The 18,397-nt window shown below is 38.5% G+C and carries 16 protein-coding genes and 1 pseudogene; all 17 read right to left on the reverse strand.

Translation table 11 applies throughout. From position 1 onward, the window contains the following. Nucleotides 1–52: 52 nt before the first annotated feature. Nucleotides 53–1,252: a glycosyltransferase gene (locus tag HH215_RS19885; protein WP_169281475.1), complete on the reverse strand. Its 1,200-nt coding sequence runs from the start codon at nucleotides 1,250–1,252 to the stop codon at nucleotides 53–55. Between the two features lie 24 nt (nucleotides 1,253–1,276). Next, nucleotides 1,277–2,383, reverse strand: a complete 1,107-nt coding sequence (locus HH215_RS19890) for a glycosyltransferase family 2 protein (RefSeq protein ID WP_169281476.1) — start codon at nucleotides 2,381–2,383, stop codon at nucleotides 1,277–1,279. A gap of 36 nt (nucleotides 2,384–2,419) precedes the next feature. Next, nucleotides 2,420–3,451 (reverse strand): glycosyltransferase, encoded by a 1,032-nt coding sequence (locus tag HH215_RS19895; protein WP_169281477.1) that lies wholly within the window; start codon nucleotides 3,449–3,451, stop codon nucleotides 2,420–2,422. Nucleotides 3,452–4,039: 588 nt separating this feature from the next. Beyond that, nucleotides 4,040–5,419 carry a glycosyltransferase family A protein gene (locus HH215_RS19900; protein WP_169281478.1) on the reverse strand — a complete coding sequence of 460 codons (1,380 nt, stop codon included), beginning with the start codon at nucleotides 5,417–5,419 and terminating at the stop codon, nucleotides 4,040–4,042. An 88-nt stretch (nucleotides 5,420–5,507) separates the two neighbouring features. Further along, nucleotides 5,508–6,644, reverse strand: coding sequence for a DegT/DnrJ/EryC1/StrS family aminotransferase (locus HH215_RS19905; protein WP_169281479.1), 1,137 nt, complete (start codon nucleotides 6,642–6,644; stop codon nucleotides 5,508–5,510). 1 nt (nucleotide 6,645) lies between these two features. Then, entirely contained in the window at nucleotides 6,646–6,810 is a 165-nt protein-coding gene (locus HH215_RS19910; protein ID WP_169281480.1) for a hypothetical protein, read from the reverse strand. A 16-nt stretch (nucleotides 6,811–6,826) separates the two neighbouring features. After that, complete coding sequence (locus HH215_RS19915) at nucleotides 6,827–7,615, reverse strand: class I SAM-dependent methyltransferase (RefSeq protein ID WP_169281481.1); 789 nt, start codon at nucleotides 7,613–7,615, stop codon at nucleotides 6,827–6,829. Continuing rightward, a complete protein-coding gene (locus tag HH215_RS19920; protein ID WP_169281482.1) occupies nucleotides 7,608–8,897 on the reverse strand; it encodes an NAD-dependent epimerase/dehydratase family protein in 1,290 nt (429 codons plus the stop codon). The genes HH215_RS19915 and HH215_RS19920 overlap by 8 nt, the downstream gene beginning before the upstream one ends. After that, nucleotides 8,854–9,939 (reverse strand): ATP-grasp domain-containing protein, encoded by a 1,086-nt coding sequence (locus tag HH215_RS19925; protein ID WP_169281483.1) that lies wholly within the window; start codon nucleotides 9,937–9,939, stop codon nucleotides 8,854–8,856. The genes HH215_RS19920 and HH215_RS19925 overlap by 44 nt, the downstream gene beginning before the upstream one ends. A 23-nt stretch (nucleotides 9,940–9,962) precedes the next feature. Continuing rightward, complete coding sequence (gene rfbC / locus HH215_RS19930) at nucleotides 9,963–10,532, reverse strand: dTDP-4-dehydrorhamnose 3,5-epimerase (RefSeq protein ID WP_254450154.1); 570 nt, start codon at nucleotides 10,530–10,532, stop codon at nucleotides 9,963–9,965. Beyond that, nucleotides 10,493–11,728, reverse strand: coding sequence for a class I SAM-dependent methyltransferase (locus HH215_RS19935; RefSeq protein WP_169281484.1), 1,236 nt, complete (start codon nucleotides 11,726–11,728; stop codon nucleotides 10,493–10,495). The genes rfbC and HH215_RS19935 overlap by 40 nt, the downstream gene beginning before the upstream one ends. Then, a pseudogene (gene rfbG / locus HH215_RS19940) lies at nucleotides 11,718–12,796 on the reverse strand (CDP-glucose 4,6-dehydratase). The gene HH215_RS19935 and the pseudogene rfbG overlap by 11 nt, the downstream one beginning before the upstream one ends. Further along, on the reverse strand, nucleotides 12,793–13,563 hold the full coding sequence (gene rfbF, locus HH215_RS19945; protein WP_169281485.1) for a glucose-1-phosphate cytidylyltransferase: 771 nt from the start codon (nucleotides 13,561–13,563) through the stop codon (nucleotides 12,793–12,795). The pseudogene rfbG and the gene rfbF overlap by 4 nt, the downstream one beginning before the upstream one ends. A 125-nt stretch (nucleotides 13,564–13,688) precedes the next feature. Continuing rightward, nucleotides 13,689–14,840: a glycosyltransferase family A protein gene (locus tag HH215_RS19950; RefSeq protein WP_169281486.1), complete on the reverse strand. Its 1,152-nt coding sequence runs from the start codon at nucleotides 14,838–14,840 to the stop codon at nucleotides 13,689–13,691. A 44-nt stretch (nucleotides 14,841–14,884) separates the two neighbouring features. Further along, nucleotides 14,885–15,898 carry a UDP-N-acetylglucosamine 4,6-dehydratase family protein gene (locus HH215_RS19955; protein WP_169281487.1) on the reverse strand — a complete coding sequence of 338 codons (1,014 nt, stop codon included), beginning with the start codon at nucleotides 15,896–15,898 and terminating at the stop codon, nucleotides 14,885–14,887. A gap of 6 nt (nucleotides 15,899–15,904) precedes the next feature. Next, nucleotides 15,905–17,743 (reverse strand): motility associated factor glycosyltransferase family protein, encoded by a 1,839-nt coding sequence (locus HH215_RS19960; protein ID WP_169281488.1) that lies wholly within the window; start codon nucleotides 17,741–17,743, stop codon nucleotides 15,905–15,907. After that, entirely contained in the window at nucleotides 17,740–18,333 is a 594-nt protein-coding gene (locus HH215_RS19965; RefSeq protein WP_169281489.1) for a DUF8042 domain-containing protein, read from the reverse strand. Before HH215_RS19965 ends, HH215_RS19960 begins: the two co-directional genes overlap by 4 nt. Between the last annotated feature and the right edge of the window lie 64 nt (nucleotides 18,334–18,397).

The following is an 18,397-nucleotide window of genomic DNA, read 5'->3' on the forward strand; positions in this document are numbered from 1 at the left end:
AACGTATCGCCTCCGGCTAACTTGATTTTTTTGTATCCCTAAATGTATCTGTCTACAGTTTACCTATTACCGCTGTAACCTTGCTACTCAGTACTTGATTATCGTAGTTGTTCCATACCCATTCTCTACCAGACGAACCGATTCTATGAGCATATTCTACATCTGATAATACACGTTTGATTTCATAAATATAGCTTTCTTTATCATCTGCTATTAGTATGTTTTCATTTGCTTTATATTGGATTCCTTCAGCTCCAAATGTAGTACTAATCATTGGTAGAGAAGTTGCCCAACCCGTTAACAATTTAATTCTCGCTCCAGCACCTGAGAAAATCGGAACTATAAACGCCCTGCTTTCGTGAATATATGGAGTCAAGTCTTTCTGAAAGCCAAGGAAAACAATTCTATCATCATGCGCATATTGGTTCACAAGTTCGGGACTTGGATTTCTTCCTACAATAAGGAGACGGTCTGCTTGATCTCGAATTTGTGGCCAAATTCGATCAGCAAACCAACTGATACCCTGAATATTAGGGAGATAACCCATATCTCCCGTAAATAAAATCGATTGCCCCCGATAGTCCGACGGAATGACAGATGAGGTCTCTATCCCTGTTGGGATAAAAGAGACTCCGACTTTAGGCGCCATTTCCTTAAACATATCCATTTCTATCGTCGAGAGAGCAAAGCAATGATCGTATAAAGGATAAGTTTCCCGTTCGTAAGTATCCATCCGTTTCCAGTTTAAGTACTGCTTCATTTTTTCGAAAAAATCATCCTGTGCTTGCCATGTACTCTCGTAAAACCTTGCTTCAATATTGTGCAAATCTAGAATAATTCTTGCTTCAGACCGTTCTCGAATGAATGAAATTAGCGAACCAAAATAAGAATGTTCCATCACAATAAGATCATAGGTTTGCTCAGACAGGACAGTTGCTAAGTGATCTTGTGTTTGCTGACTACAAAATCGAAGCACAGGGTCCGGAACAGTGACATGTGGAAGTACTTTCTCAAAATAGTCCTGATAGTGGCTCCGATCAGGTTCAGCTAGAAAAATGCTCGACGAAGGATGCTGCATCTGAATCGTCTCCAAGCAAATTTCCCCATCTTTCGGAGGAGAATTAAACATAAAGAAGTCAATTTTAGAACCACTCGCTTCTAGTAACTGTACAACGCTGAGCATCCTGCTTTGACCACCAAAGGTTACAGGATACAATAAGTAAGGACTCATCATCAGAATTTGTTTCATCATGTCCTCCAATAGTTCCAGCTTTCGCTATAAATAACTCTTTTCAATCAATTCTTTCCAAGTAATAATTGTTTTCTTATGGCTGTTCAACAATTGCTCCAACTGTTGCTTGACAATCTGATCACTGTCGGACTCGATTGCTATTAGAACCGCGTCATATTCCCCTGGATGTTGGATCAGCCAATCAGGTGAATAAATGTGCAAGCCATTTACAAGATAATCTTGCCGCTCTGGGTCATTATCCAATAATACCTGAACTTGAATTCCCTGTTTCTTCATATCAGTCACAAGAATAGTAGAGAGAAGCAACGTACCGAATACGGCTACCTTATTACTACCCATTTCTTTCAATACTGCAGTAATATCCCTATTCGTTAGAATCGATTGAGTTAACCAACGCTTATAGTATTCGTTAATCATTATATTCGTAATTGTTGGCGACATATCGATACCAAAATGTTTGTTGACGATGTCAAACGTTTCAGATAAGCTTTTCCGTTTCGTTCTAATGTTGCTGGATACACCGCCCTCACGGAAAACATTAATACTTCGCTTGAAATATCGTGTTGTATATGAGGAATTCATAAAACACCTAAGAACAAAATCAAAATCTCCAGAAATTTGATATCCTGTATTAAATAAGCCAACTTCGTCAAACAATTCTCTACGTACAAATACTCCAGCATGATGAGGCATATGACCTTGTTTAAAGTCATTTACCGTATATACCCTTCCGATCTTTCTGAATGGTGCGTTCGCATCGGGAGCTTCATTCAAATGTACATTGCCATATACTAATACAGCATTAGTCTCGATAAAAAAATTCACAACATCCTTAATGACATCGGAATCCGCTAGGTAATCGTCCGATCCTAAAAAGTATACAATTTCGCCCGTCGAAGCCTGTACCCCTTTATTAAAGGCGTCATAAATACCGTTATCTTCCTCTGAAATGACAATGGAAATAACCCCTCTATGCTGATCTACAATTTCCAAAGTTCGGTCCTTAGAGTATCCATCAACTATTATATATTCAATATTAGGATAAGTTTGTTTTGCTACGCTACGAATTGTATCCTCAATATATCGCTCACTATTGTAACAGGCAGTAACAATGGTAATTTTGGGCAGCATTGTACTAGTACCCCTTCAAGCAAATTTTTAAGATTTCTATATAATAAATTCAGGAAATAATTCGATAATATTCTCTTCAATGAAACCACTATTCATTAAGAAGCACTTAATGTCATTCATTGCACTAGGTATGGAAACTGCGATAATAACTACGTCTATTCCAGTAAAAGTTTCAATTTCAGGAGAATGTACTTCTGTTCCATATAGAGTTGTTCCAACCAGACCTAATGATCCGTCAACGATTTTAATAATTTGCAGTGTTGATGTTTTCCGATCACATTCCTTCAAAAACTTCTTACCCGCTTGCCCAGTTCCCCAGACTAATATTTTTTTGTCGGATGAAATATTTCTACTGAAATATTCTGCTTGGATTTGAAGTGTTAAACTTATTGTATCTATCTGATAAGTATACGAGTCCGTATGACGCCTATACCGATAGAGCTCGTCTTGTATTTTCCCGATTTTATGCCTCTCTCTAATACGTAAAAACATTTCCCAATCCAGAAGTTGTTTGTATCTTTGCTGGTACAATCCGGCTTCGATAGCAATACTCCTTTTGAACATTGCAGTGCCATTGGCTATACAACTTCCTTTTAACATCTCTGTAGGTAATCTATCGCCTACTGAAGAGTTGTACCACCTGAGAAACCTGTTGGAATTACTTCTTTCTTCCTCGGATACGGATGATTCATATAAAAATTGCATATTCGTACCCAATAATGTGAGTTCTGGATCATCAATCATTCGTTCTATTTGTAATGCCAACCGATTCGGCAGACTAACATCATCCGCATCATGAATAGCGACGTAATCGCCCGATGAGGAATTAATCCCATAATTCATAGCTGCAGCAATACCCCGGTTGGTATTAAATTTATGCAGTCTAATTCTATTATCCAACCTAGCATACTCGTTTAAGATAGAATTACTATTATTCGTTGAACCATCGTCCACAATAACAAATTCAAATTCGGAACAAGTTTGTCCCAGAATACTTTCAATAGATTCCCTTAGCCATTCTTCTCGCGGGTTATAAACAGGCATGACTACCGAAAGTCGCGGCTTCATGGGTTCTCCTCCTACAACGAGACAAAACTAATGCTCCGTTGAATTGTAGTAAAAACAACTATCGACCAATTTACGATATTTATCAATGATTTGAACACCCGGTTCCACTACAGGATTATCTTCATCCGGCAGAACATAATACTCTTCAATTCCATTGTCGTACAGCACATATTTGTCGAACTGTCCTCGTTCCATTTTGCAACCATGAAAAAGGTTTGGATTCAGGTTTTGAAAAGAGGGGATCCTCCTTCATTTTTTTAATTAGAATAGAACCTCTTTGCATTTCTACGTATTCACGAAGCTCAATATTGAGTCTATCTTTTTTTGTAAGATCAAGGAGGAGCTTCGATAAATCCTTCACTCCGAGCAAAACTTATCTGTTCATCTACATAATGCAGTGCTACTGTATATTGATTTTGGGCTTATGCTATTCATTGCTTATTTTGATTTACATTTTTATAAATAAACTATGGAAAGTACCCGAGTAATATGATCTGTTCCCCAATATACTTCCCATCGCTCTACCATATAGAAATCACTACATCATAATGTATGTTTTTATCATTCCTAACCCTTACTTCCAATAGACTAAATTTTAATAAAATCTTTAATATTAGAAGGCGTAAGTATTTTGCAGCCAAGATTCATTGCTTGAATTTCTTCTTTGACTTCATTTTGCCATTTCAAAGTTGAAACAAATACGATATCTACTGCATGCTCTTTTAATAATCGCGGAGCTCTAACCGGAATATCCATTAATGTTTGATTTTGTTTCGATGTATCGGAATCAACTATAAATTGAATACGTTTGTTTTCTTGCAAATAACTTAGAACAAACCTGGTGGTATCACCTGCTCCCCAAATGGCAATTTTCTGATCAAAACTTAACAGACAATGCAACATTTCTATAATAAAAGCGGTGGTAAACTCGAATTGTGGTTTTTGGTATTTCAGTTGCACTTGGGCCTCATATTGAATGACAAGCTGTCTGATAAAACCCGGAACTTTATTCAGTTCCTTTTCCAATTGCAACCTCTCAGAATCCATGTTAACTCCGCAATTTTTCAATTCATATATTTGATTAATTGCGTCTTTATAAACATGAATGTTATTCACTTGAAATGGGCCCAGATTCCCGCTATATTTGGTTTTTACATCATTGAAATCACTGAGCAAAGAATTATATGCGGTATTCAGTTTCACTCCGCTTTTTTGGAAGCATGTTTCAAACCGACCATTTAACGTTAACGCAATAAAATCTTCGGTATCTATGGTATTAAATTTTTTCTGTGCAAAGTTTTTCCCGCTACTGAATTGATCATTAAAGTGAATCAATTGCGTATCAATAAATATCAAACGGTCAAAATAGGACAACTGGGTAAACATTGACGTATAATCAGGAGATAATGGCTGAAAGAAGTCTTGATGTATCTCATTAGTGTACTTAAGAATCGAGCGATGACAACAAGAAAAAATCATTTTTGGTAAAATCGGATTAATGCTGTTTAGATCTTCATTCAGAAACAACTGGATGATCTCACTTGTAGTGAATTCAAAAGTATTAATACTGTCTACTTGTGGAGGGAAGCTTTCTTCGTTAAAAGCATATCCCCATACAAATATAGATGCTTGTTTGCTTTGCTTTATGATACTATCGATAACTTCAAAAGCCTGCGGCGAGTAATGGGCTTTATCCTGTAACACGGTAATATAGTTCCCAGTTGCTACTTGCAATCCCCGCTCCCAGTTTTCGTGCATAGGCAAATTACCCGTACGGATATATTTAATCTTATCGCTGATGTAGGATTGAACAACTTCGTATGTCTTATTATCAACATCGTTATCTACGATAATAAGTTCCCAATCCTCACATGTTTGATAAATGACACTCTGAATAGCTTTTTCTACAATGAAACTGCGGTTACGTGTAGGAAGAATAATGGAGAACTGAGGGGTAGATGAGAGCATATTTCGCCTCCTCCTTTTTTGAATATTTGGTCTTTCATCCTTTAACAAGCCTTTAGAATACTTGTCCTCATGAATCACATTTTTATTTCTATTTCTTTTTATATAAAATATCTTTTACAGCCTTACTAATATATTGAACATCGTCTTTGGTTATATTTAACCCTGACGGAAGGTTGATTCCATAAGGGGAAATCATGTAGGAATAAAGATTATTATCCCTGTACCGCTGAACCTCTTTCAAATTAGAAAATGCCGGTAAAGAACTTAGTGGATGAAAATAGGGCCGGGTATCTATCCCTAACAGCTCTAGTTCTTTCATAAAATATTCCTTTGGAAGTTTCAGTTCTACTTTAACAATTATGGTGACCATCCAATATGTGCTATTAATATGGGGTGCAACCGAATTCAGCATTACATCAGGAATATCGGCCAAGAAATCTCTATACCACTGAAAAATCTCCCTTTTTCTTTCGACTAATTCATCCATTCGCTCTAGTTGAGCTAGTCCTAATGCAGCTTGGAGAGCACTCATTTTATATTTATACCCAACTTCTTGATTATAAAAAAATTTATCACCAGGCGTTCTCCCATGATCCCTGTAGGATAAAACCTTATGTAATATTTCCTCATTGTCAGTTACCAGCATCCCCCCCTCACCCGTTGTCATGGTCTTAGAACCGTGAAAACTAAAGACGCCAGTATCTCCGAACACTCCAGCTCTTTTACCCTTATACTCGCTACCAATCGCTTCAGCGGCATCCTCAACAATCCAGATATTATGTTTTTTTGCGATATCGCGGATTGTTTCCATATCAGGAATATTCCCATATAGATCAACGGGTATCACTGCCTTGGTTTTTTCTGTAATATTCTTCTCGAAGCTCTCTGCGGAGAGACACCATGATTGAGGATCTATATCTGCGAATACTGGAGTAGCTCCCACATATATTACGGGGGCTGCCGTCGCTATCCAAGTGATATCAGGCACTATTACTTCGTCCCCTGGACCAACACCCATCGCCAATAAAGACAAGTGAATCGCTGATGTGCAAGATGGCAAAGATACCGCATATTTGGTTCCCACATAATCAGCAAAAGCTTTCTCAAACTTATTATTGTAGATCCCTGCATTATCGTACCATGCATTCATGACAGCATCACTAACGTATTCTAACTCTTTAGCGGTAATTGAAGGACCGGAAACGGGTATTTTATTACGCTCCATATTAGTCCTCCACACATAATAAAAATCCGCTTGGGGCTACGGTTAATAACAGCTTTTGTTCTATTTTTGTATCAATAACAAACCTTTGATTTTGAGTTAAGTTCTGATCTTCTGCCTGTAAATTAATATTTTTGATTTTTTCCTGTTCAAACTCGCCATGAGGCATCTGTCATCATCCTCTATTATTCTTTTTGAATACATGCATATACAATATTACACTCTTCGGGATATTCTTTACCCACCTCATAGCATGCTCTACTAAATTCCTTTTTCCAATCCTTGTCGGACTCACCTACTCGCCCCCAACCGAATCCCCCTTCTTCCCATGGGCCCTGCTTTAGAAACCAGTCCATTTGTGGAGATGAGAGCATTTTATAGAAAACTCCACCCGTCTTGATTACCTTTAAACCTGCATTTCCAATATCTTTCTGCAGTAAGTCCAAGGTATAGTATCTTCGGTGCCCTGCAATATCGATGTCAAAAGGTGATAACTCATTGCAAGTTCTCAACGTCCCCATTTTTACTGCAATCTTCCTATTTATTGCATTTGCATTTGGGACATGGACAATCAGATTACCTCCTTTATTCAAAAAACTTGCGGCTTTTTTCAAGACTTGAATAGGATCGATGACATGCTCTAAAACATTGATCATAAACACATTATCAAATTTCTCAGTCAGCGTGAGTTCTTCTATCAAACTTTCATGAAATGGGATATGTGGGAGTCTTTGTTTAGCTTGTTCCAAATGAGCACTTGAAGCATCAACTCCTACAACACGAGAAAAGTGCCTGTCAAAAATCTCCGTAATAAATCCATCTCCACACGGTAAATCGAGAGCACTGTTTCCGGTAGAGTTTTCAATACAAGATATCGCTTGATAGTATCCTAGTATTTTATTGTACTCTTCAAAAAATGTTGATCTTTCCCACGGATATTTTTCTTGATTATCCTTTTCACTTTGGTTAATCATTGTTTTCCCCCCATTGATAGTTTGCTTTTGTGTTATTTGTAGTCACTTTGTTGACACGTTCTTTAATCCAGTCATTAAAGCATTTACTTGGCTGCCAGCCTGTCATTTTATTAAATTTAGAGGTATTCATTGTAATATTTGCAGTAAAACCATCGATATCAACATGACTAATGGAACTTTTGGAGTTTGATAAATCAACAATTAAACCTGCCACATCTTTCGTTGCGATGGCAATACCACTCCCAATGTTATAGTCACCGGATATATTTTTTTGTAGAGCAAGATGCAATGATTCAACAGCGTCTTCAATGTGTAATAAATCTAATTCAGGAATACCATTCGTATACATGTGCGTTATTATATCCTCATTTTTTTTCGCCTTATTAATAAAATTATATATAAACCTTGGTTTATCCGATCCATGTCCATATATTGTTGAGAACCGTAATATTGTTACATTTAGGTTGAAATAATTAATGTAATGCTTTATTAATAACTCGGAGAGATATTTAGTCTCTCCATACGTTCCTTTTGGCAATAATGGTAGAGCTTCATTCGCATACATCTTTTCAGACTGATAGCCGGAATAAACTTCCCAATTAGACGGATAAATCAATCGAATGTTGTTTTCCAAACAAACATTAAGAACATTAGTTAACATCGTAATGCTTTTTCCCACAGAACGGTTTATTGTATAAATCCTGGGGTTTGCCAGGTGAATAATACTGTCGATTCCATGATCTTTCACAAACAAATCCAATTGTACCGCTTCATTCTCAAGATCAAGTTGATTAGGAATATGTATTGATATTTCATCTAATTCGCCTAATCTTTTCACTAACCGCGACCCAATAAACCCCATAGCCCCAGTTATTAGAACCGCTGATTTTCCTGATGATTGAGATTTCCTGGTATCATTCCGATCGATTGCATTCCTGACTATATTTATCATCTCAATCTTAATCGATGTTTCCCCTGTTGATTTAAGAACGGTTCTAACTGCATCATCTAGAGGGATTTCTTCCTGTTTCGATAGAATTCCCGAAGCCACAGCATTACTACGCGACATTCCATAATCGCAACAAATCACCACTTTCTTTCCACTCTCTATTAAATCAACAGCCTCATCAATATACTGTTTCACCTTCTTGGGCGAATTCCCTGATTTATCAACTAAATCTCTTACGTCAATAATATTCCAATCCTGGGGGGATTCATTCAGTACTATCTGAACATGATTATAACTCGCTGTTCCTAAGTATGGTTTTATCCATTTGATCACTAATAATATCCCCCTTTGCAACAAAAGCCTCGTTGAAACTTCTAAGATAGTAGCCATACTTAATTTGTTTTGGCATACTTACTTGTCCAAATTCCATATACTTCAATAAAACATCTATCTCATTAAATCCCGCCATCGTCCTCAAATGGGTTGAAGCAGAAAACCGTGGATTGATTTCAAAAGGTACAAACTTGCCCTTCTTTATTCTACCCTGAATATTTATCGGTCCTCGGCTATTGATTAGCTTCGATATCTTTTCTGCAGTTGACCTAATATCAGGAAAATCATCAATTAAACCTTGCGTATATCCACTCGAAATTATTCCTGCTTCACTGTTAAACAACACAGACAATTTAGAATTCAACAATCTTTTTAGACCTATTGACCCCACTAGTTCGCCATTACTTAACGAAAGAACTCCAACTGTGAACTCACCATCCGCATGTGTTACATACTCTTGAACAATAATCTCCTTCTTGTTGATCATCAAGTAATTTATATAAAGCGTTGCTTCTTCTTTATTAGATGCTAGATAGACATCACTACTTCCTCCCGAACCTTTTGAGGGCTTAATGATGCATGGATATATCAAATCTTTTACTTGTTTAATGTCTGTAACACCAACGGTCCAAGGAACTTCAACACCTAATTCCGATAATACTTGGAAGGTTTTTCTTTTGTCAGAGCACATTCCAATTATTTCCGGCGAATTTGCTACAAGAATAATCCCGTTAAGCTCAAGTAAGTTTCTATTTAGATTTAGTAACATCAAGGGTTGTTCCCCACCGGGAATCACATATTTTATCCCCTCCTCGTTGCAAATACTAATTACAGATTGAACATAGTTATTGGACTGAATTAATATTGTTTTCTCCATATCAGATACATAGTGACCGAAAGCATAAGGAGATATATCACAACCATATATTTTATAGGAGTTAGCGCAAATTAACGTTTTAATAATTTCTGTTCCTAAGGATGCTCCACCAATTCCCGCGACCAATACTTTAATTGGATTCGTTAAATTATTAATAATATTCATTTCCTTTCTATGCCACGTTAAAGTTACTTTACGTGAAACAAAGGATAGCTTCGATCTTTCACAGAAATTACTGCCACCTCGAGGGGCCAGAAAATTTGAAATTTAGAATCATCCCACCGAACTCCCGTTGCTGCTTCTTGATGATAATACTCCCCCATTTGATAAAAAACTTCCGTATCATCCACTAGGGTTTGAAAACCATGAGCGAAGCCCTCTGGGACGTAGATCATTTTTTGATTTTGTTCGTTCAATTCCGCAGCGAACCACTTCAAATACGTTTCTGAATCTTCGCGCAGATCGATTATTACATCATAAATGCTCCCACGCACGCAACGGATGAGCTTCGGTTCAGCATGAGGTGGAAGTTGATAATGCATACCTCGAACCGTACCGCGTTTCTTGTTGTAGGAAGTATTGGCTTGTACTATGTTTAGGATTATTCCGCGAGCGGAAAACTCTTTTACGCAAAAAGTTCTGGCAAAAAAACCTCGCTCATCTTCAATTCGATCCAGATCAATAATATAAGCCCCACTCAATGGAGTTTCGGTGAACTTCATCCCAACACCGTCACTTCCGGAATCGGCACGATCCATTTGCCACCCCACTCACGAATGAAATCCGTCTGAACCATGATCTCTTCTTTCAAATTCCAAGGTAAGATAAGAACATAATCGGGTTTGGTTTCTTTGAGTTGATCCGGAGCATAAATAGGAATTCTTGAACCGGGCAAATACAAGCCTTGTTTATACGGACTGCGATCTACCGTATAATCCAAATAGTCTTGATCGATGCCGCAATAGTTTAATAGCGTATTCCCCTTTGCAGGCGCACCGTAACCAACTACAGTTTCTCCTCTTTCCTTGATATCAATCAGGAAGCGGACTAACTGCCTTTTTAACCTGACTACTTTGCCATAAAACTCCTTGTACGTTTGCAACTTGGTCATACCAGCGACGACTTCTTCTTCCAACAAATCCGCTACTTTCGTAGAGACCGCTTTACTCTCATCATGAGAATGTCGTCCAAAAATACGAATGGACCCCCCATGAGTAGGTAATTGTTCTACGTCAAAAATCACCAGGTTATGATTTTCGAACAAACGGTTGACAGCAGATAGCGAAAAGTAAGAAAAGTGTTCATGATAAATAGTGTCAAACTGATTGGATTCCAATAACCTCATTAAATGGGGGAATTCCATCGTGATGATGCCCTGATCACTTAAGAGCAATTTCATTCCGGCAACAAAATCGTTCAAGTCCGGAACGTGTGCTAAGACGTTATTACCTAGCAGTAAATCTGCCTGCTTTCCTTGTTCTCGCAAGCTTTGCGCTAGTTGGCTGCCAAAAAAATCTACAACCGTTGAAATCCCTTTCTGTGTAGCTATTTCGGCCACATTTGCAGCTGGCTCAATTCCTAGTACGGGGATGTTTTTCTCTTTGAAATACTGGAGCAGATATCCATCATTACTTGCAATCTCTACAATCTGATGGTTTCCAGATAGAGAGAATCTCTTAGTCATTCTTTCGACGTATACACGACAATGTTCCAGCCAACTATCTGAATAACTGCTAAAGTAAGCGTAGTCGCTAAAAATATGTTCTGGTGACTCAAAGTCTTCCACTTGTACCAGAAAACAATGTTCGCATACGAATGTGAGTAAAGGGTACATAGGCTCCATATGGCTAAGTTTAACCTTTGTCACATAAGAATTAGCTAATGGGGAAATCCCCAGATCAACAAATGTATGAATTAAAGGCTGGTTGCAACAACGACAATTCTTAGTTCCCATTATTCAGACCCCTTAGTTCGTTAAACCTTCGAATTTGATCCAAAGTTACTTGTTTCATTTCTTCTTTCTCGGCAAAACTTTTATACCAGTTCATCGTCCACTCTATTGCATCCCTAACTGGCAAATCAATTGACCAGTTTAAAGCACTCTTGGCCTTAGTGCTATCGAGCATTAGATAAGATGCTTCATGAAGCTGATCTTCATTTTCTAATTTGATTTCAATTGGGCTTCCCCATGCTTCCGATGCAATACGGATCAACTCTTCGACGGTGACTAACGAATCTTCCCCAGGTCCAAAATTCCATCCCTCGGCATATTCATCACCATGCTCCCATAGGTGTTCAGCAAGTTTCAGATAGCCATGCAGAGAATCTAGTACATGCTGCCATGGACGAACGGCTCTTGGATTACGAACAACCATCGGCACTCCGTTAAGAACAGAACGGATCATGTCCGGAACTAGTCTATCCTGCGACCAATCTCCGCCTCCAATAACGTTTCCAGCCCTAGCAGTTGCCAGATATTTCCCCCAGTTGAGTAAAAGGAACTACGGTAAGCTTGAGTTACCAATTCCGCGCAGCCCTTACTCGAACTATAGGGATCGAAACCACCCATCGGGTCATTCTCAATAAATTCTCGACGCTCTAATTCCAAATTCCGATAACATTTATCACTAGTTACGTTTACGACCACTTTTACCGAATCCGATCTTCGGGCAACTTCCAGAAGATTTACCGTGCCTATGACATTCGTCTGAAACGTCTCAACCGGATTATGATAGGAGTATCTAACCAAAGGTTGGGCTGCCAAATGAAACACAATTTCAGGCTCCACTTCCTTTAAGACCGCATCTAGTTGTTTCAAGTCACCTATGTCTCCAAAGAAGGATGTTATACCATCAGATGCCTGACATAACTCATATAGATTAGGGGTGGTTATTGGCTTCTGTGCATATCCAAAAACTTCAGCTCCAATTGATTGAAGCCATAAAGATAACCAACTCCCTTTAAACCCTGTATGCCCCGTAATCAGAACTCTCTTATTTTTCCAGAATAACGCACTACTCATGACCATACCTGCCACGGGGCTATTCCAGTCTGCCATAACTCTTCTAGTTTCACTTTATCTCTCATGGTGTCCATCGGTTGCCAAAAACCCTCATGTAAGTACGCGGATAATTGACCTCTTCTTGCCAGTTCCTCAACGGGATCTTGCTCCCATGTGGTTCCATCCCCTTCTATGTAATCAAAAATGCTCGGTTCAAGAACGAAAAAACCACCATTGACCCAATTACCATCTCCTTGCGGTTTTTCTTTGAAGCCAACAATACGATCTTCATGCAAGTCTATAGCACCAAAACGTCCAGGGGGTTGTACAGTCGTTACAGTTGCAAGTCTTCCTTTTTGATTGTGGAATTTAATTAATTGTTCTATATTCACATTCCCTACCCCGTCACCGTAGGTAAAACAGAAAGTTTCATTGCCAACATGCGATCGTACTCGCTTCAACCTTCCTCCTGTCATCGTATTTTCTCCCGTATCGACAAGCGTAATGCGCCAAGGCTCCGCCTTGTTCTGGTGAACCGTCATCTCATTAGATCTAAGATCAAAAGTTACATCCGATGTATGTAAAAAGTAATTTGAAAAGTACTCTTTAATCATATACCCTTTATAACCAAGGCAAATAATGAAATCATTCACCCCATAAAAAGAATACAACTTCATAATATGCCAAAGGATCGGCTTTCCACCGATTTGAATCATAGGCTTCGGCATTAGGTGAGTTTCTTCGCTTATTCTAGTTCCGAATCCCCCAGCCAAGATGACTGCTTTCATAAACTCTCTCCTTTGGCTTTTTGATAGACACGGCTCATAGGTTGAATACTAGCTCAATGATTCTCCTCAATTGCATACCCTATATATCGGTTAAACTACTAATTAGCATTAAAAATCAGGATTAATTAACTGTAACTAAGCAAGACCGGTCTCAATTCTCTCCAAGTAAAGTGCGGTGATTCATTCTTATTACCATTTATGATCGATAAGTTTTTATTCACATCCATATAGTTAGGGAGAAGTTCGAAAGCACGTAATAAATAACTCTTCGCTTCAATGACTTTATCTAAAGATAAATAGCAAGCTCCTAAGTTATTTAATATTTCACACCGATTTGAGTCCCGGGCTAATGCTGTATGGAAGGTTATTATCGCTTTCTCAAAATCTTTGTTATGTACTTCATACATTCCTTTAAATAAGTAACCGGCTATAGAATCAGGATGGGTTTCCAAAAGTTTCAAAATGATTTCATACCCGAGATCCCATCGTTCAAGCCTATACATTACAGAAACAAAGTCAACGGTGTTTTTCTCCTCGGTTAGATTCCTTTTATGGATAGCTTCTTGTAAGGAGGAAGTGCTGTACTTCTCGAGCACCTTTCGTTCTCCAACGGCAACACTTTCAATTGTTCTGGAGGCATTTTCATGATGTCTTCTGATTAAGGCTAAAGGCTCATCTTGATACAAAAATCCTCCTCTAGCTGCCAAACGAAGCCACAGATCCCAGTCCTCACAGTGAGTTAAATTCTCATCAAAACCGCCAACTGCTAATATCTCTTCCTTATCTACTATAGTCCCTGATAAATACACATAATTCCGCACAATTTCATAACCTAATATCTCCTCGGGCAAAACCTGTTTGAATCGGAATACCCCCTCAAGAACTTCACCCTGTTCATTCATTTGTTGAAATGCGCTATGCGATAGTACCCAGTGCTTTTTGGAGTCTGCGCTTCCCCATAATTCCACATGAGATTGCGTTAGTCGATCATGGGCAAGATCATCCGCATCCATAAATAATATAGCCTCGCCGACGGACTCCCTGATGCCCCTATTTCTAGAAAAAGATACCCCTCTATTGCAGTCATTAATAATATGACGAACTTTTAATTCGCTTGTTACTATAAACGCATCCACGATCTCAGCTGAGCGATCCGTACTACAATCATTAACTACAATAATCTCATTTAAGGGATAGATTTGATTTTCCAAATGCCTTAGCGTTTCTAAAATATATTTCTCGCCGTTATACAGGGGGACAATGGCGGATATTCTCATTCTTTGTTGTCTCCTATTCTTAATGCCTTTAAATCAAACAATTCTTAAAGGAGATTCTCATACATCAACCAGTCAAGAAGTTTTTCCTTACCAATAATCTCATTCGAAGAATATTTCATTTTGTCGGACAACCAATTTCCCGAAGAGTAACTATTTTTATCTATCTGTTGACCATAAATAGGAGGAATAATATACATTAAATCTGTTTCGAGTACATTGTGCTGCTCGTCTACCGTCATTAATTCCTCTTCCAATTTCTCTCCGGGGCGAAGTCCTATCTCTTCGATTCGCACATCTCCATGATAAGGAGTCTCCTTTGTTAATTGCTCTATCATTACTTCAGTGAGATCTGCCAGTCTAACTATCGGCATTTTTAATACAAATACTTCCCCCCCATAAGACATTCCATTAGCTTCCATCAACAGACTAATAGCTTGTTGAGGGGTCATCATATATCTTGTCATTCTTAAATCTGTAATCGTGACTTTTTGTTGTTCAAGAATCTGTTTTTTGAATAGCGGAATTACCGACCCTCTAGAACCCATAACATTACCAAACCTAACGGAAGCAAAGGAAGTCACCTTCGACCCCTTCTGATAACCCGCTGCAGAAATTAATCTCTCAGCAGTTAACTTGGTAGCCCCATATGTATTGGAAGGCGACACCGCTTTGTCCGTGCTCGTAAACAGTACTTTTTCAACGCCTGCTTGAATCGCGGATTGTATCACGTTCTGGGTACCGATTACGTTAGTCTGTACAGCTTCAAATGGGTTATATTCACAGAATGGCACGTGTTTCATAGCCGCCAGATGAAAGACATAGTCGATATCCTCCATCGCTCTCGCTAATCTCTGTTGATCGCGAACATCGCCAATCAGAAATCGGAGTTTATTGGCATCTTCTTGAAAAGCTAGTCCCATTTCGTATTGCTTATATTCATCACGACTAAATATACGAATGACCTTTGGATTTTCTTGCAACAATCGTTTTGTCAAATGGTATCCGATTGTTCCTGTTCCGCCAACAATAAGTATTTTCTTGTCCGTATATATCCCCATGGTTTCCTATCCTCTTTCATTGAGCTTCTCTAGTAGATTTGTTATATAGATATCCATAAGAGGAACAAGTTCATGTAGACCTACTATTAAGGGGCTAATACATTCTATCAACTTAATGTGCTTCAGTTCATTATCCGCCTCGTTAAACATATCGCTCCAATGACGTTCCGTATGATTTCTCTCAGCAGTTAACAGGAACGAAAATATCTTTGTATATAACGTATGTTCTATAACCGGTGACCAGAGTGCTACAAATTTTTGTAACCAACCTTGAATATCCCTCGATTTGAACTGAATATGCTTTTCCAACATCTTTAACTTCTTATGCAAGTCCGCTAACTCTAGATATGTAAGTTTAATTTTATCTAAGATCGCCTGCCTTCTTACTTCTGGGAAAACAGATAATGTCTGAACTACTTTTTCTCTAAACCAATCATCGGCGATTATGTGATGTTGGTGCTCCTCAATCATTTCCTCAAATTTCTTAAGCTCGGTATGTTCAATCACCGCTCCTACGGTTGATGCATTATAAAATGAAATATTCGGAAAAGCCCCGATCACGGCTTCCACATCTCTTTTGAGATTTAACATGGAATGGTTCGTTCTATTTTGATAACCAGCTACACTTTCTACCGAGAGTATGGAATTGACAACCCCATATTTCTCCCACTCAATAAGGTGATTAACTCCATCTGAATACATTCTATCACCAGGATAGGAGAAGTCCTGACCTATAAATGTAATCTCTGCAAATCCAAGATGCGCCGCAACTTGAATACAAGTCCCTGTAACAGAAGAAGTAGAAGCAAGAATTCCATCTTCTGTTGTTAAATCTATGAAATAATGAGAAACAACATCCATATCGAAAAATCCATGCATCAAATACGGAGACCGATCATCCCTGATCGCCTCATATTTAATACTCGGGATATATAAGAAGGGAATATGGCCAACATCAAGCTTTTCGAAAACGCGTTGGTTAGGTGCACCGCCATCCATTGAGACAATCAAATGCGGCTCAATCCCATGATGCAATAGCCCCTGAACGCTTGAACCAGCAGCAATAATAAAGACATGCTTTTTAAGTTCACGCAATATATCAGCTTCCATACCCAAAGATGGACCTGATCCTACAATGATTGCCGCCATCCCATGACATATATCCTTCAAAGGGAAGAAGGTAGGCGTCCGTAAATTTCTCTCCATATTCAAAATCATGTTTTCCAACCATTCCGCCTTGTAGTGCGAGATGGTTCTAACATCTGTGCCATAACTCAATGCCAACTTCGGAATTAAATCAGAAAGTCGGCTCTCCAGGTCCGGGGCTAACTTCCTGCAATAAGGAAGTACAGTGAAACCGAATTGTCCCTTTAAGGTCTTATACATTCCTATTAACAATTCGGTTATTACACCTTCATCATTACCAATTGCGAACATCGCAATTTGTCGACTCCCGAGAATCGGCCTTAAATCCACCGTTTCAATAGCTGCAAGAAAAACATTCAAATCCGGTTCATAGATATATAAACGTTTATCCGGGTGTTGGACTAAAAGGGTGTCCAGATGATAGCCCAATCCAAATCCGGCCACCAACACATCATTCGAATTTAGGATGTTATCGTCTATAGACTCAACCCATCTTTTAGTTTCAAGCTCCGGATCATACTTACTATACATATGAAAACCCACACCATCTTCCGACGGAATAAGTAAGTTTGATTGTCCGTTCTTAGCTGGTTCTATGGCAACAAGTTCCTTATTATAAGTTTGATTCCTAACAAGCTTATAGATTTCCGGATACTGCTCCCTAAGAAACATCAAATTATCTGCTGCATACTTCTTCATGAATATACCTCTGCCTCTAAATGATTCAGTAATGCCTTGAAAGTATCGGGCAGCTCATATTTAATGATATCGCCCGCCCTAGAATAGTCATTCTGCTGTAAACCCGCTTCAAGATCCTCTATCTGACCTTCCACTTCAGACACGAAACGAGTGAGAATGATGGTCGGTATCCCTTCCATTCTCTTGGCATTCTCTAATAGAACATGCACGGATTGCCCGACCCATTGCATCCCTTCCGTCAATTGACCGAAATGATTCCAATCTTCGTCTTTCATCACCCCATAAAACAATTCAGAGATTGAATCACAAGCCTTAATCAACTTAGGAAGGTAATCCTTCAAATCAGCTTTAATATCATTCACTATTATCGCTTCATGAACTGTTTTTATTTCAATAGACTTTATATTCATCAGATTCTCAAGTAAGTAATTATTATAGTTTTCTCTATAAGCAACCCCGTCAATAATAACTTCTTGAACGATCTCTAGCTGGTCATACAACGCCTTAAACAAAGCGTTCAACGACTCTAGTCTAGCCGCTTGATCCTGATTGCGTAAATCTATAGTTCCATGTATGGATACAATAATCATTTAACTCAACACCTTATTGGCTTATTTACACTATATATCGGCATTTATCGACATTTTCTAAATA

This window comes from Cohnella herbarum, from assembly GCF_012849095.1.
Classification (GTDB): domain Bacteria; phylum Bacillota; class Bacilli; order Paenibacillales; family Paenibacillaceae; genus Cohnella; species Cohnella herbarum.

Bases quoted from the DNA above. Each gene is read 5' to 3' on its own strand.
- HH215_RS19885 (WP_169281475.1), bottom strand. From the start codon at position 1,252: ATGATGAAACAAATTCTGATGATGAGTCCTTACTTATTGTATCCTGTA.
- HH215_RS19890 (WP_169281476.1), bottom strand. From the start codon at position 2,383: ATGCTGCCCAAAATTACCATTGTTACTGCCTGTTACAATAGTGAGCGA.
- HH215_RS19895 (WP_169281477.1), bottom strand. From the start codon at position 3,451: ATGAAGCCGCGACTTTCGGTAGTCATGCCTGTTTATAACCCGCGAGAA.
- HH215_RS19900 (WP_169281478.1), bottom strand. From the start codon at position 5,419: ATGCTCTCATCTACCCCTCAGTTCTCCATTATTCTTCCTACACGTAAC.
- HH215_RS19905 (WP_169281479.1), bottom strand. From the start codon at position 6,644: ATGGAGCGTAATAAAATACCCGTTTCCGGTCCTTCAATTACCGCTAAA.
- HH215_RS19910 (WP_169281480.1), bottom strand. From the start codon at position 6,810: ATGCCTCATGGCGAGTTTGAACAGGAAAAAATCAAAAATATTAATTTA.
- HH215_RS19915 (WP_169281481.1), bottom strand. From the start codon at position 7,615: ATGATTAACCAAAGTGAAAAGGATAATCAAGAAAAATATCCGTGGGAA.
- HH215_RS19925 (WP_169281483.1), bottom strand. From the start codon at position 9,939: ATGAATATTATTAATAATTTAACGAATCCAATTAAAGTATTGGTCGCG.
- rfbC (WP_254450154.1), bottom strand. From the start codon at position 10,532: ATGGATCGTGCCGATTCCGGAAGTGACGGTGTTGGGATGAAGTTCACC.
- HH215_RS19935 (WP_169281484.1), bottom strand. From the start codon at position 11,728: ATGGGAACTAAGAATTGTCGTTGTTGCAACCAGCCTTTAATTCATACA.
- rfbF (WP_169281485.1), bottom strand. From the start codon at position 13,563: ATGAAAGCAGTCATCTTGGCTGGGGGATTCGGAACTAGAATAAGCGAA.
- HH215_RS19950 (WP_169281486.1), bottom strand. From the start codon at position 14,840: ATGAGAATATCCGCCATTGTCCCCCTGTATAACGGCGAGAAATATATT.
- HH215_RS19955 (WP_169281487.1), bottom strand. From the start codon at position 15,898: ATGGGGATATATACGGACAAGAAAATACTTATTGTTGGCGGAACAGGA.
- HH215_RS19960 (WP_169281488.1), bottom strand. From the start codon at position 17,743: ATGAAGAAGTATGCAGCAGATAATTTGATGTTTCTTAGGGAGCAGTAT.
- HH215_RS19965 (WP_169281489.1), bottom strand. From the start codon at position 18,333: ATGATTATTGTATCCATACATGGAACTATAGATTTACGCAATCAGGAT.